Origin of the sequence: Mycobacterium europaeum (assembly GCF_034555895.2) — a bacterium.
Lineage (GTDB): Bacteria > Actinomycetota > Actinomycetes > Mycobacteriales > Mycobacteriaceae > Mycobacterium > Mycobacterium europaeum.
The window spans coordinates 295,083-308,616 of record NZ_CP157316.1 but is presented as its reverse complement, the minus strand read 5'-3'; the positions used below and the strand labels follow the sequence as shown (position 1 = coordinate 308,616).

At 61.7% G+C, this 13,534-nt stretch carries 13 protein-coding genes; 2 read left to right on the top strand and 11 right to left on the bottom strand.

Translation table 11 applies throughout. The annotated features are described in order from the left end of the window. Genes U8D42_RS28545 through U8D42_RS28515 form a run of 7 tightly spaced genes read right to left on the bottom strand, consistent with a single transcriptional unit; the run spans position 1 to position 7,837 of the window. Positions 1–1,140, bottom strand: coding sequence for an MCE family protein (locus U8D42_RS28545; RefSeq protein WP_009953958.1), 1,140 nt, complete (start codon positions 1,138–1,140; stop codon positions 1–3). Then, positions 1,137–2,465 (bottom strand): MCE family protein, encoded by a 1,329-nt coding sequence (locus U8D42_RS28540; RefSeq protein WP_225323279.1) that lies wholly within the window; start codon positions 2,463–2,465, stop codon positions 1,137–1,139. The genes U8D42_RS28545 and U8D42_RS28540 overlap by 4 nt, the downstream gene beginning before the upstream one ends. Next, positions 2,462–3,787: an MCE family protein gene (locus tag U8D42_RS28535; RefSeq protein ID WP_014379567.1), complete on the bottom strand. Its 1,326-nt coding sequence runs from the start codon at positions 3,785–3,787 to the stop codon at positions 2,462–2,464. Before U8D42_RS28535 ends, U8D42_RS28540 begins: the two co-directional genes overlap by 4 nt. After that, complete coding sequence (locus U8D42_RS28530) at positions 3,784–4,812, bottom strand: virulence factor Mce family protein (protein WP_009953955.1); 1,029 nt, start codon at positions 4,810–4,812, stop codon at positions 3,784–3,786. The genes U8D42_RS28535 and U8D42_RS28530 overlap by 4 nt, the downstream gene beginning before the upstream one ends. After that, positions 4,809–6,173, bottom strand: a complete 1,365-nt coding sequence (locus tag U8D42_RS28525) for an MCE family protein (RefSeq protein ID WP_080552511.1) — start codon at positions 6,171–6,173, stop codon at positions 4,809–4,811. The genes U8D42_RS28530 and U8D42_RS28525 overlap by 4 nt, the downstream gene beginning before the upstream one ends. Before the next feature lie 36 nt (positions 6,174–6,209). Further along, the gene (locus U8D42_RS28520) at positions 6,210–7,070 is read right to left on the bottom strand and encodes an ABC transporter permease (RefSeq protein WP_009953952.1); all 861 of its coding nucleotides are present in this window, start codon (positions 7,068–7,070) and stop codon (positions 6,210–6,212) included. Then, entirely contained in the window at positions 7,067–7,837 is a 771-nt protein-coding gene (locus tag U8D42_RS28515) for an MlaE family ABC transporter permease (protein WP_009953951.1), read from the bottom strand. Before U8D42_RS28515 ends, U8D42_RS28520 begins: the two co-directional genes overlap by 4 nt. A gap of 580 nt (positions 7,838–8,417) precedes the next feature. Here U8D42_RS28515 and U8D42_RS28510 point away from each other — a divergent pair. Both U8D42_RS28510 and U8D42_RS28505 read left to right on the top strand, forming a co-directional pair. Further along, positions 8,418–8,741, top strand: a complete 324-nt coding sequence (locus U8D42_RS28510; RefSeq protein ID WP_014379564.1) for an integrase — start codon at positions 8,418–8,420, stop codon at positions 8,739–8,741. Positions 8,742–9,401: 660 nt separating this feature from the next. Beyond that, positions 9,402–10,004: a TetR/AcrR family transcriptional regulator gene (locus U8D42_RS28505; RefSeq protein WP_225323278.1), complete on the top strand. Its 603-nt coding sequence runs from the start codon at positions 9,402–9,404 to the stop codon at positions 10,002–10,004. Between the two features lie 4 nt (positions 10,005–10,008). Here U8D42_RS28505 and U8D42_RS28500 read toward each other — a convergent pair whose 3' ends face one another. The 4 genes from U8D42_RS28500 to U8D42_RS28485 form a co-directional block, all read right to left on the bottom strand. Continuing rightward, positions 10,009–10,803 carry a fumarylacetoacetate hydrolase family protein gene (locus tag U8D42_RS28500; RefSeq protein WP_014379563.1) on the bottom strand — a complete coding sequence of 265 codons (795 nt, stop codon included), beginning with the start codon at positions 10,801–10,803 and terminating at the stop codon, positions 10,009–10,011. A 44-nt stretch (positions 10,804–10,847) separates the two neighbouring features. Continuing rightward, positions 10,848–11,402, bottom strand: a complete 555-nt coding sequence (locus tag U8D42_RS28495) for a YceI family protein (RefSeq protein WP_009953947.1) — start codon at positions 11,400–11,402, stop codon at positions 10,848–10,850. A gap of 121 nt (positions 11,403–11,523) precedes the next feature. After that, positions 11,524–12,120 (bottom strand): aromatic-ring-hydroxylating dioxygenase subunit beta, encoded by a 597-nt coding sequence (locus U8D42_RS28490; RefSeq protein ID WP_225323277.1) that lies wholly within the window; start codon positions 12,118–12,120, stop codon positions 11,524–11,526. Beyond that, entirely contained in the window at positions 12,117–13,523 is a 1,407-nt protein-coding gene (locus U8D42_RS28485; RefSeq protein ID WP_225323276.1) for an aromatic ring-hydroxylating oxygenase subunit alpha, read from the bottom strand. The genes U8D42_RS28490 and U8D42_RS28485 overlap by 4 nt, the downstream gene beginning before the upstream one ends. Positions 13,524–13,534: the final 11 nt, after the last annotated feature.

Genomic DNA, 13,534 nt, shown 5'->3' with positions numbered 1-13,534 from the left:
TTACGGTCCTTGATCCAGGTGATAGGGAATGATGAGTGGGTTGCCCTTGGTGTACGGACTGGGCTGCTGTCCAATGGTGCGACCCCACTGCAATTCCAGTTCGGTCAAGTTCCCCTCAAATCGGGTGCCGGTAAATAGCGCCGAATCAATCCGGCTCAGCGTCAGGTCAACAATGAGTGTGAGGTTGGCATAGTCACCCCGGAGCCAGTTGGTGAGCGGCTCTTTAACCCATGGAAACACCGTAAAAAAGCTCAGCGAGCGGGTGAGGGAGGGACCCGCGTTAGCCAGCGATTCGAGTACCGGGCCGAGGTCCTTCAACTCCTGGACGAGCGCATCTTTGGTCTGATTGACGGAGTCGGCGGCCAGCGCGCTGAACTTGCCCAGCTGGTCGGCCGCGTCGGCCAGTTTTGCCCGCTCGTCTTTGAGCACCGCCAGCGCGTCGGGAAGGGTGCTTAGCAATCGGTCAACGACGGGTTTCTGTTCGGCGAACTGTCCCGCGAGGTTATTTACGCTGTCGGTGGCTTTGATGATGTCGTCGGTTTGCTCGTTGAGATGACCGATGAACTGGTCCAGTTGTTGGATCAGGTTCTTCAGATCCTTCTCACGTCCCGCAAACGCCGTGCTTAACGTCTTGGTGATGTCTTGAACCTGGCCCAGGCCCCCACCGTTGAGGACTAGCGACAATGCAGCCAGCGTCTGCTCGGTCGTCGGGTATTCGCCCGCGGCCGAGAGCGGAATTAGGGACCCGTTTCGCAGCCTGCCTTCGGCCGGGACATTGGTGGGCGCTGCGAGTTCGACCTCCAGCGAGCCGAGGAGGCTGGTCTGACCGATCTTGGCGGTGGCGTTGGCGGGGAGTTTGACGTTGCCGTCGAGCCGCATGGTGAGCAGTGCATGCCAGCCCTCACGTTCAACGTTAGTGACAGTGCCGACCGTCACGTCGCCTACCTGGACGCGGGAGTTCGGCTGGACATTGACGACGTCCGGCATTTGCGCCTTCACCTCGTAGGAGCCAGGGCCGCCGCCTGCAGTGCCGGGTAATAGGATGGAGTTCAGGCCTCGCCAGCCGCAGCCCGATAATAGGCTGCCGGCGAGCGCCACCAGCAGGCCTGCGGTGACGCCCACCCAGCGGGACCGTCTCATGATCCCCCTTCTGGGGGGACCATCATGCCGGAAAGCCCCTGGGCGGGGTTGGTGGTTGCCACCACCTCGGCGGGCGAGGGCGGGGCGGTGTGGGCCGGCGCTGGTTGCCCGGCCGGAGCCGCCGTGGTTTCCGGGGCATCCGGACTTGGCGGCACGTAGTCCGGACGCAAGCGGTCCTCGCTGTACGTAACCTCGTTCGGACGAGCGCTTTCGCCGACGAACAGGTTCTCCCCCAGCGGGGGAAAATTGTACTGACGGTTCTTCACGATCGGGGCCAAGTACTGCACGCATAGCTTCGCGGCCTGCTGACTATTCAGCCGCGACGCCGCCTGTACGGCTCCGCACAGAAAGGAGATTGGATCGGCGAAGTTGTTGACCGCCAGCGCACCGGTTATCGCCCCTTGCGTGGGCTGCCAAATGTTGGTGTAGTTCGCCAGTGCTGTCGGCAGGACGTGCAGGGTCTGCTTGATGTCGTCGAGGCTGTCGGTGACCGTCCCGGAAAGAGATGCCAGTTTGTCTGACGTAACGCCGATGGCCGCGCGGTTTTCTGCCACGAAACGCTGGACGTCGCCGGCGGCGGTATCGAGGTCCCTGATCGCCGCGGCTACTTCATCGGGATCATTAGCAAGCAATCCGGTCACAAATGCCAGGTTCCGATTCAGCTGGCTCATCGAATCCGAACTGCTTTGAAGGGCCGAGACGATTGTCGCCAAGCTCTTTACGGTGCCGAAAATGTCGCTGCTGTGGTCCCCGAGTACCGAGAAGGCTTGCGATAATTTGATCACCGTGTCGCGGATGTCGGTGCCCTGGCCGCGCAGGTTGTCCGCGGCTGTATTGATTAACGATCCCAGCGGAGCGACGCCGCCTGGTTGAGTCGGCTGCAGCGTCTGCGTGAGCTTGTCGAGCTGTGTGCGCAAGTCGTCCCATTCAACGGGGACGGCGGTGCGTTCCTCCGGAATCACCGCGTTGTTGCGCAGGGCCGGCCCCGCCGCGTAGGCAGGCGTGAGCTGAATAGCCCGCGAAGTAACCAGCGCCGGGGACACGATCACGGCCTTGACGTTCGCGGGCACCTTGTATTTGCGGTCGTACCAGAAAGTTATCTTCACCCGTTGGGGTTGCGGTTCGATTTTCGCTATTTTCCCTACCGGTACACCCAGGATCAGCACCTCGTCGCCGGCAAACACACCGTTGCTGTTAGCGAAGTACCCGATGATGTTCGTCCGGTCGATCTGATCAGACGCGCGCTGAACGGTCATAAGGCCGCCGATGAGCAACAGACTCAGGACGACGGCCAGGCCCGTCTTAGCCTTGCGCGGTGCCCTCACCGTCCTGCCTCCCCGGGCGGCCCGACGGGCACGGGCGATGGTCCGCCTGTTGGCCCTCCGCTGGACGGTCGCGGGACCGGCGCAGAAGGACGATCGGGCGCGGGCTCATAACCAGCCGGCGGGCCGGGCGGCGGCCCCCCAGGGGGAGGCTGGGGCAACGGCGGCCGGTAGGGGTAGCGAGGGTCGCCAGGTTTGCCCGTGATCGCATCGGGCAGCGTCAGTTTGGGATCCCCGCCCTGGCCGGTGCGCGGATACGGAACCGGCAGAGGAGGCGTCCCCGGCTGGCCCAGCGGCGGCTCGGTGCGCTGCGAAGGCAGCAAGACGCTGGGGTCCAGACCAAGATCGGAGAATGCGGCGTCGATGAATGGTTGCACGAACTGTCCCGGAAGCAGGTTGACCACATAGCCTTTGAAGAATGGGCCCGAGGCGACCGCCTCACCCAACGACATCACGTAGGCGTTAAGCATTCGAATCGACTTCTGCACCCGATCTTTGCGATTGTCGACAATCGTCAGCACGCCGTTGAGCTTGTCCAGCGCCGGGCGCAACTGGGCGTGGTTCTCCGCGATGAACTCAGACAGCTGCTTTGACAGTGCTGAGACGTTGTAGGAGATCGAATCCAGTGCGCTGCTCTGGTTCTTTAGCTCGATCAGCAAGGCGTTGGTGTTGGCGATCAAACTGGCTATCTGGGCGGCGCGGTCGGCCAGCACGCCCGTGACTTTGTTGGTGTTGGCCAGTAAGTTGCGCAGCTGCCCGTCCCGCATGTCGAGGGTTTGTGAGAGCCGGGCGACGCCCTGAACTGCTGCCTTGAGATCCGGCGGGGTGTCGGAGAATGTCTGCGCCAGCGTTGCCATCGAACCGGATAACTGATTGGTGTTCAAGCCGCTGATCGTGTCTGCCAAATCACCAAGCGCGTCAGGTAATTGATAGGCCGGCGTTGTCCGATTGAGGGGAATCGGTTCAGACAGCCGGCCGTCCCCGCGGGGGGTGACCTCAAAGACCTTGGTGCCCAGGACGCTTTTGGTCTTGACCGCTGCCTCGGTGCGGTCTCCAAGCCGGATGTTTTTCGCAACGGTGAATTTCACCAGCACCCGGGGTCCGTCAAGGTCGATGCGCGACACCTGACCCACCCGGGCACCGAAGACTTGTACGGCGGCCCCTGTCTTGAGGCCGCCGGCCTCGGCAAGGTAGGCCGCATACTGGCCGCCGCCGGAGAAGAACGGCAGCTTGTCGTACTCGGTTGCCGCCAGCACCGCCGCAGCCGTCACGGCGCAGCCGACGATACCAACGACGAAGGAGTTACGTTCGGCGAAGGATTTCATTTCGGCGTGCACCTTCCCGAAGACTGGCCAGCCAGCTTGATGTAGACGGGTTGGCCGCCTTTCCCGTTGACCTTGAGCAGCAGATCGCACAGATAGAAGGAGAAGTAGTCGCCATAGAGCCCCTGCCTGTCCAACGCCTGATAGGCGTCGGGGAGTGTGTTGAGGAGGTCGTCGAAATAATCGTGATCAGCGAGGACGATCCCGCTGACTCGGTCAGCCTGATGGATGGTGTTCTGCAGGGCCGGGCGAGCCTGTCGAAGCAGGTCGGCGATCGAACCAGATGCTGCGTTGATGTGGGCCACGCCGTTACTGATGTCTGATTTGCGGGCCGCGAGCCCCTTCATGAGCTCTTGCAACGAATCGACCGCCTTAGCGAACTGGTCGTGCTGATCGCCGAGGGAGGCCAGCACGGTGTTGAGATTGGCGATCACGTGCCCGATCAGCTCGTCGCGGTCGGCAAGGGTGCTCGTCAGCGTGGCAGTCTGCGCCAGAAATGAGCTGACAGTCGCGCCCTGACCCTGGAAAGTCGAGATCAACTGGCCGGTAAGCGCATTGACTTGTGCGGGGTCTAGCGCCTCGAACAACGGGTGGAAGCCCCCAATCAGCGCGTCGAGATCCAGCGCCGGGGCGGTCCTCGCCAGCGGGATAGTCTGCCCCGGTTTGAGTGGTTTGACGTCGCCGGCACCCTCCTCGAGAGCCAGGAACCGGTCGCCGACTAGATTGCTCCAACGGATCACCGCTTTGGTGCCCTGGGTCAGCACGACCGACTCGTCGGCGGAGAACTCGACCACTGCGAACGCGTTTTGCTCGATTGAAATGTTTTTGACCTTGCCGACCTCGACGCCGGCGATGCGCACGAAGTCGCCGCTTTTCAAGCCGGCCACGTTGGTGAACTCGGCATGATAGGTCTTGTCCTTCTGGAATCGCAGCTGCGCGAACACCGCGAAGAGCGCAAAGAGGCTTAGCAGACAGACCGTTGCGAAGATGGCGAGCCGCCAGACGGCGCTTCCCAGGTTGTCTCTCATGGATGTGTTCCCGACGTGTCGGACGGACTGTGTTGCGGCCCGGGTGGCGGTGGGTTGAGCGGTGTCCCGTCCGGTCCGTATTGCGCTGCACCGTACGGTGGAGCGCCGGAGTACGGGATCGGCCCCGGTGCCGGACCCGGGATGCACTCGCGAATGCTGGGCGGCTGCGGCACGGCGCGCGTCACCGGCAGGTAGTCCGCATAGCAGGGATGGCCGATGCCGGGGTTCGGCCGGATGTCGAGTCCGGTACCCCAACCAGTGTCTGTAATTAGTTGACGGACCGGATAGTTTTTGCTGGGGTCGGGCAGTGACCCGCAACTCGGCTTGCCGCCGGGTCCGCCTTTTGCGGCCACAATTGGCAGGTTTTGCGGGTACTTGTATGGGTCGTCGCCGAGCAGCAAGGCGGCATCCACAATCATCGAGTAACCATTGGAACCACCCAGCGCGTCCCGGCCACCGTTGTCTACATACCAGGTGGCGCCGAGAAGCATGCAGGTGTACTCGGGGTTGTATTTCATCAGTAGGTTTGTCGTTGGTTCAAGCAGGTTGATTCCACGGACGAAGTTGCTCTGGTTGGGCGCGATTAGATCGGTACCGGACTGCGACAGACCAATCGCATTCAGCAGCAAGGCGTCGAGTGCCGATGTATGGCTTGTGACGGTCGCGCTCGTGGTACTCACGGCCGCGAGCGTCCTCAGGATGTCTTGTCCGGCGGCGCTGTAGGCGTCGCTGAAACCGCTCAGCGATCGGAGGTCTTGCTGCACAGTGCCCATGCGCGGATTCAGCGCCAGCAGCACCTGATTGGCGTCGGTGATGGCCTGCCCGATGGTCTGGCCCTCACCGCGCAGACCGATTGCCCACGCGGTCAGAGTCGCGTTGAGCTTGGCGGGGTCGATTTGTTTGAGCACTAAGGCGAGGTTCTGGAAAACGGTGTTGACCTCGGTGCTGACATTGCGGGATCGCAGGAGCGCGCCTGCGGCTATGTGCTTGGTGCTGGGATTCTCGGGGTAGACCAGATCGACGTACTTGGAGCCAAACAACGTTGAGGCTTTGATCTGGGCTTCGATATTTGCCGGAATATTTCTGACCTGATCGGGGTCGATCTCTAACTGCAGACTGACTGGTTCGGTCCCGCCGGTTACCGAGGCGACGCGGCCTACTTGTACGCCACGTAGCATCACCTTGCCGCCGGGCTCCATGACAAGGCCGGAGCGATCAGAGGTCAATGTCAGCGGAACGAAGGAACGGAATGTCCCATTGAACAATGCGGTCGCTAAGGTGATCAGCGCAACGATGACTCCGCAAGAGATGGTCGCCCAGCGCCCCAGGTGAGCATCGTCTGCTGAAGACGAAGGTTTCATTGCGCTATCCCTTAACGATGTTGGGCATAATCAGGGCTATCCACCCGAGAAGTGGAAATTGCCGGTCTTGCCGTAAATGGCAAGCGAGGAGAATAAAATTACTAATACCGCGGAGACCATTGAGCTACGCACCGCTCTACCCACGGCTTCGCCCACCCCGGCGGGCCCACCGGAAGCGGTATAGCCGTAGTAGGTATGCACCAGCATCACCACGAGGCCCATCAGGACTGCCTGCAGAAGCGACCAGATGATGTCGGTGGGCTGTAGAAATGTCGAAAAATAGTGGTCGTAGACGCCCGTCGGTTGCCCGTACACGGAGGTTGTGGCGAACCGGGCAGCATAGAAGGACATCCAGAGCCCTATGCAATACAACGGGATCACTACTACCACGCCCGCAATTACCCGGGTGGAAACCAAATAAGCAATCGAGCGGATGCCCATCACCTCGAGGGCGTCGATTTCCTCGTTAATCCGCATTGCACCCAGTTGCGCGGTGGTGCCGGCCCCGATGGTGGCGGACAGGCCGATTACCGCGGTTAGCGGCGTGACGATACGGCCGTTAACGTAGGCGGAAACGAAACCAGTCAACGCCTCCACACCAATACCGCTCAATGAGCTGTAGCCCTGAATCGTGACGAGGGAGCCCCCCGATAGTGTCAGAAAGCCAACGATTCCCACGGTGCCGCCAATGACCGCCAGCGCGCCGGCGCCTAAGCCCATCTCGGCGATCATGCGCAAAGTCTCGTGCTTATAGGAGGACAAGGCGTCCCGGATCGCGCCCAGAGTTCTCGCGTAAAAACGCGCTTGCGCGCCGATGCGCCGCCAGCCCGCAACCCAGCCATCCAGTGTGTAGCTCAATCGCGGAAATAGCTGGCTGGCAATCGTGCGGCTACTCATGATGTCGCCTTCACGCCCACCGCGGTCACGACGACGTCGATGAAGAATAACGACATAAAGGAAAAGACCACCGTTTCGTTCACCGCATTACCGACGGCGGCCGCCCCCCTGCCCACCGAGATGCCCTTGTAGCACGCGATGAGACTGGCGGTCAGACCGAACAGCCCAGCCTTGACTAGCGCGATGACCAACTCCCGCGCGCCGGTGAGCAACGTCAATCCTGCGGCGAAGGACCCGGGCGTAACGTGCTGGACAAAGACGGAGAACTCGAACCCACCAACGAGGCCGGTTACGATTACCACGCCGGATAACAGCAACGAGACGAAGGTGGCCGCGAGCACGCGGGGCACTACCAACGATCCGATCGGGTTAATGCCGAGCACGCGCAGCGCGTCGAGTTCCTCACGAATAGTGCGTGCACCCAGGTCGGCGCACATCGCTGTTGCGCCGGCACCGGCAACCACCAGCACCGTGACAAGCGGGCCAATCTGCGTGACCGTGGCCAGTGCCGCGCCGCTGCCAGAAAAGTCTCCAGCACCGAACTCGATCAACAGAATATTTATTGTGAACACCGTGAGCACGGTGAAAGGAATTGACAACATCATCGTCGGCGCTATTGATACCCTGGCAACGAACCAGCTTTGCAAAAGGAATTCGCGCCCAGCAAACGGGCGCCGCGGTATCTGCAACAATGTGTCAAGCGCCAGGGCAAAAAAGTCTCCCACGGAGCGAACCGGTTTGGCGAAGGTATTCGGCGAGATCAACACCGGCCTCCGTTCACATCACACGCCATGGTGATACCTGTACCGATGGGCGGCCACAGCGGATCTCGTCCGTCCCCTCGCATTCCAATGACATCCACAAGGTTCAACTTGCCGTACTTGTCGTAGGCAGCCGGTGCTTGAAGATGACCGCAGGGCCCCCAAGGTGACTGTTCGGCAGCCGACTCATCCCCACCCGCAAACCGCCTACCAACCTGATTCCCACCGCCACGCTCAGAACATGGCGGTCTACCAAAGCCGAGAAGCTGAAATGTTTGGGGCCGACGGCACCGTCTTCATGCCGCCGATCGGCAGCCTCTGCAGTGAGCTTGGGACCACGAGAACCCTCCCCGATTCGTAGAGTCTGGTAGCAGAACTTTATTTTCATAACAAAACTTTGTCAAGCATCCATCAGGGGGTGGAGTGGTCCTAGATCAGTCTGGCGGTTCTGCGCCAGACTGGGGTTTTCGAGCAGGCCGTCACCGACCGGTTGTCTGCGTGAGGGGGCGACGGATTGGGGAGACGCTCGGATTTCGCCGACCCGATTCTGGAACTGCCTCCCAATCCGCGCGGTGGGGATTGTGCGGTGCTGGACGCCCAGGTAGATGTGCCGCACCGGCCCAATTCCAGTGGCGCGTTGGCGAAATCGCGGTTTCCCCGCACCGTACCGGCAACCCAAGCGGTGCTATCGAGGTACGCGGACTACCAGATCGAACGTATGGACATCCTCGGTGACGCCGACTGCGACATGGTGTTCGTCGCCCTCTACCACGAGAACCGCTGGGTGCGCCGATCACATATCGTGCACATAGCGGTGCTTTGCGCGGCTGGCCACCGACTGCGGCTTTGCGGTACGGGCGCATATGTCCCGCCATCATACGGCGGCCAGGAACTGGGTGCTCCGCGGTGAATCTCGGTGTGTACAACAGGTTTTGGCCAAGGCGCGTTGGACTCGACCGTAATTGACTGCATGCGCGGGGCCGAGGACAAGCGGCGAGCCATAGAGGCTGTAACTACCGGGGACGCCGCCGGGGCGAGCACTGTGCCGGTTCCCCGGTCGTCCGCGAGAGGCCGCGGATTGCGGCCCACCAGCCCCGCTTGGTGGCCTGCCCGAGCTGGTGGGCTTTGAGCTGCGCTTAGCACTGCAACGCCGCGATGAGGTTCGAACTCCGCTGGATCAGTTGCCGGTTCGGGCTCCTCCTCAGTCACCTCGACGGGGACCGCGCGGGCCGCCGAGCCGACCCTGAACGGTGTGTGAAACCATTGGCGCGCAAGATAACCTTGCTATCGCGCGCTTGTTCCGTCACTACACCGTTATCTGGAACGAGACTGGACCCATTCCACCGGCAGCAACGCTTATGCCGGCGACGTCGTGTGGCGGGTGCAGGTGCTGGTCCGCAGTCCAACGGCTAGCGCCGCCGGCCGGCCTTCGGCCTGATCGAGCTGCGCTGGCTGCGCGAGGTGCTCACGGCCTGGCCCGTGACACCCGCTTCAAATAATCGAGCTGCGATATAATCGTTTAAATGTTGGTCGGCAGCGGCAGCTGCTTCATTCCTGAAAGGCTTTTTCCTTGGCGTCCAGGGCAGGTACCGAGGCCCGTATCTTCGACGGTGCCCTGAAGGCGATTGCTCGGCAAGGCCCCAAGAAGCTAGCAATGAGCGATATCGCGCACGAAGCCGGCGTATCTACCGGGACGCTATACCGGTATTTCAAGAATAAGGACGAACTCCTTCGGTCGTTGGGCGACCATTTCGTCACGCGACTGCAGGCGGTCCTCGACGCCGCGATCGAGGCGAACCCGCGGCCAGCTGACCGCTTGCTGATCGTCATTGACGTCATGCTGCGATTTTGGTTGGAGAACCCTGCCACAATGCAGATCGGAGAACTTGAACCGGGATTCGTTGTGGACTATATCAAGCGGGTTGCGCCTCAGCTCTCCGGTGTTCTGAGCGATGCGTTGGAGCCTGCACTGGTCGACAGCCCTGCCGTACTCAATGGATCGGCCGAACTGAATGAGATTGCGGACTTAATCGTGCGGATGGCGTTTTCGCACTACTTCATGCCTTCGCGCGACTATCGGAGGTTCCGCGACATTCTCGTCGTGCTCGGTGAGTCAGGTGGACTCAAACCCAGAAAGTCGCGCTTCCGTTCACAGCGACGAGCCGTGGGCTGAGATCTCAACCTAATCTGGCGCCAACGACGTTGCGCAGTACGCCGACTCCTTCGACTTCCGCCTCAACCACGTCGCCCTCACCAAGGAATCGGCCGTCCTCGAACCCCACCCCGTCGGTCGTGCCAGTAAACACGATATCACCGGCGGTGAGCGGCATCCTTTCGATGATGTACTCAAGGCATTCGTCGATGCTGAAGATCATCTTGCCGGTGCGGTCATGCTGGCGCAGTTCACCATTGACGCGTAACGATATGGCGACATCAATCTGGCCTGACCCGCCGAACTCGTCCCTGGTGGTGATCCACGGCCCCACCGGCGTCGCCCCTCCGAGTGCCTTGATGGAAAACAGGTCCAGCCCACCACTCAGAGGCGTGGCCGCGTCACGGGCACTGACATCGTTGCCGACTGTGTAGCCGAGCACCGCGCTGGTTGGCTGCTCGCCGAGGTGACTCATCGACTTCGCCATCACCGCAACAAGTTCGACCTCGAAGTCCAGTTGCTCCGTGATCGAAGGATTCGCCAGGACGTCTCCGTGGCCGATGATCGCCACTTGGGGTTTGAGGAACCCCAAGGTGGTCTTCGGACGCTCGGTGACACCCAGCTTCTCCAGGTGCGACCAGTAGTTCATACCGACCCCGATGATCGTAGACGTAGGGGTGATTGGTGGTCGCCAGCGAACGTCGGTCATCGCTAACGGAGGACCGACCTTCTCGAAATGCGCCGCACCATCGGCAGCCGCCGAACCCCACTCCTCGATACCACCCCGAATCGGCTGCACGGTACCGGCATCGACGTCCACCAGACCCCAGACGTCGGCGCCCCCTCGATGAATCCTTGCGATTTTCAGCGTCCTATCCCTTCGGTCGCGGCGGCTGACGCCGCCTCGAGCCGTACCTTAACGCCCACACTCGACGAGATCGCGCGATCGAGGAAGCGCGGCCGGGCCTGATATATCAACCCGAAGTCGCGGCGGGTGAACTCGCCCGCCGCGGTGATGACCGGCTGGTGCGAACCACCAGAGGTGGAGCGCTGCAGCCGGATCCGCATCGGTACTTCCCGCGTGACACCCAGCAATTCCAGATCTCCATGTAGCAGGAATTCACCGGGAGGTTCGGCGAGATCCAGCCGCTGGGACCGGTAGGTCGCCGTGGGCCGGCTGGATACGTCGAGTAGGTGCGCCGACCGGATCGCCTCGTCCCGGCCCTTGCTTCCGGTGTTGACCGAGCCGAGGTCGATCGTCGCGTCAACCGCCGAATCGAGCGGATCTTCGGCCATGACGATCCGGCCTGACACGCTGAGCGTCCCACGCACGGTGTGCACCCCGAGGTGGCCGACCGAGAAGGTGAGACCGGACCGCGCTGGATCGATTGCCCAAATGCCAGGCAAATAACCGGGCATCTCGTCTGTTGCAGAAGACAATTCACACCTTTGACGTCAGAGTGCCGGCCATGCAGGTAGACACTCAGCCAACATCTCGATAGGTAGTCAGCTTTACTGAGGACCGGATACGGGTAACGGACTACAAATAGACGGCCAGGTTCTGCACCCCCAGCGTGGCCTGCTCGAAATAGACCGTCCGCGCTGCGAGCTTCCACTCGTCACCCGTCCGGATGGTGTCGACCCGGCGGGCCGGCAGGAACTCCAGTGCCGGCTCGTCATAGCGCGACCGGATGAGCACGATGGAGCTGAAGACCTCGTATTCGCCTGCCTTTTCGGTCTCGTATGACCGCACCTTGTGCACGATCCGCTGCGTCCGGGACAGCGGATTCTCCGACCAGGCGCTGTCGGTCTGGGTCAATCGCATCAGCTTCAACATCAGGGTCATGATGTTCTCGTTGAAGTGGTACATCTCCGCCTCGAACACCCCCTTGGTCCGGTGATCGCGGGTGGTCCGCACCGGTGCCCGGTAGATGATGTCGGGCGCGAGCAGCGCCAGCCAGCCGGTCAGGTCGTCCTCGTCGAGAAGGGTCGACTCGTCTTCCAGCCACGCGACGATCTCAAGGTGCCGCGGGTCGGTGACCTTGATCCGCTTGCCCTTAGGCGTCGGGTAGTCGACGGTCCCCATTGTTGCCCGTGCGGCGGGCACCACCCGTTCTCGAGTTGCTTCCGTGGTCACCACGCTCTCCCTTCCATGAACTCGCTGTAGCGCAGCCAGAAATTCCACTGCGTGTCATCCTTCGGGAACCCGGCATAGACCTGCGCCGGACCCGGCCAATCACTGGGCTTGTTTTCGCCGGTGATCGCCTGGTAACGCAGCTTCTGCTGGGCTCCAAGCGCACCCTTGGAGGCATAAGTCTGCATGGGCCACGTGTCGGTGTCGTCGGCCTCGACGAAACCGCTGATACCAAAGGTGGCCGCCGTCATCAGGTTCACGGTGTCGCGGAGCTCCTCAGGCGCGTCGCGTTCGACCAAACTCCAATGGAACAGCTCGAAGTGTTCCGGTCCCCTGGGTACCCAGACCCGCCAGCTGAGGAAGGCCGACGGGGTGCCGTCGGGGAATTGGAACGGCATGCAAAGCGCAGCCGTATTCGGCCACAGCTGACCGACCTGCGGGGTGTACCCCGCAAGGATCTTCAGTTGCCCATCGTCGAATCGATCTGGCAGCCCCTTTACCATCTCCGGTGACATCCCCGGCGGGGGAACCAGGTGCAGCCGCTCCAGCGGCGACATGTCCGCAAGATTTTTGCCCTTGAGGGCATTGACGTAGTGCTCGTTGGTCAGATCGAAGCACCGCACGAAATGGCCTTTGTGGCTGGCGCTGACGCCGGCCATTGCCGGCTCCTGTGACTCGCCCTCGGTGGAGAGCAGTTGCAGTTCCTGCATCGAACGGTGCAGCGACAGCGTGTGGAAGATGTCTCCGGCGAACTGCTCGGCGGCGCTCTTCCAGTTCGCCTTGATGATGAACCGCTGCGGGTGGCCGAGCACCGTCATACCACCGGGCGTGCGGTCGAACATCAGGTCCCAGTACCAGGTCATCGGGCCGAGGTACTCGCGCAGGGTCGGGGCGTTCTCGTCGAAGGTGACGAAGATCATGCCGCAGTAGGTCTCTGCCCGACCCTTGGTCAGACCAAGCTCAGACTTGGGCCGCAACAGCCCGTGCATGTCCTCCCGAGCGATGGGTGCGCCGACGAAGCTGCCGTCGGACTTGTAAACCCAACCGTGGTAGGCACATTGGAATGTCTTGGCGTTGCCGGCCTCGAACCGGCACACCTTGGCAGCCCGGTGTGCGCACACGTTGAGCGCCACCGTGAAGGTGTTATCCGCCGCCCGGCTGACGATCACCTGATCTTCGCCGACATACCGAAGTACGTAGTCGTCGACATTTGGGACTTCGTCCTCGTGCGCCACGACCGTCCACGCCTTGGCAAACAGCTGTTTCAGCTCCAGTTGGTAAAGCTCGGGGTCGGTCAGAACCCGAAGCGATACCTCCCGGAAGTCTTTGTCGATCAGCTCCGACAGCGGGGTCCCGTCCGAAAGAACAGGTCCGGTCGGAGCGTGTTTCACCTCATCTATAGTCATTTTTGCTCCTA

Excerpts from the sequence above, each read along its gene's own strand:
- U8D42_RS28495 (WP_009953947.1), bottom strand. The coding sequence starts at position 11,402 with ATGCCCGGTTATTTGCCTGGCATTTGGGCAATCGATCCAGCGCGGTCC.
- U8D42_RS28485 (WP_225323276.1), bottom strand. The coding sequence starts at position 13,523 with ATGACTATAGATGAGGTGAAACACGCTCCGACCGGACCTGTTCTTTCG.
- U8D42_RS28525 (WP_080552511.1), bottom strand. The coding sequence starts at position 6,173 with ATGAAACCTTCGTCTTCAGCAGACGATGCTCACCTGGGGCGCTGGGCG.
- U8D42_RS28530 (WP_009953955.1), bottom strand. The coding sequence starts at position 4,812 with ATGAGAGACAACCTGGGAAGCGCCGTCTGGCGGCTCGCCATCTTCGCA.
- U8D42_RS28520 (WP_009953952.1), bottom strand. The coding sequence starts at position 7,070 with ATGAGTAGCCGCACGATTGCCAGCCAGCTATTTCCGCGATTGAGCTAC.
- U8D42_RS28545 (WP_009953958.1), bottom strand. The coding sequence starts at position 1,140 with ATGAGACGGTCCCGCTGGGTGGGCGTCACCGCAGGCCTGCTGGTGGCG.
- U8D42_RS28535 (WP_014379567.1), bottom strand. The coding sequence starts at position 3,787 with ATGAAATCCTTCGCCGAACGTAACTCCTTCGTCGTTGGTATCGTCGGC.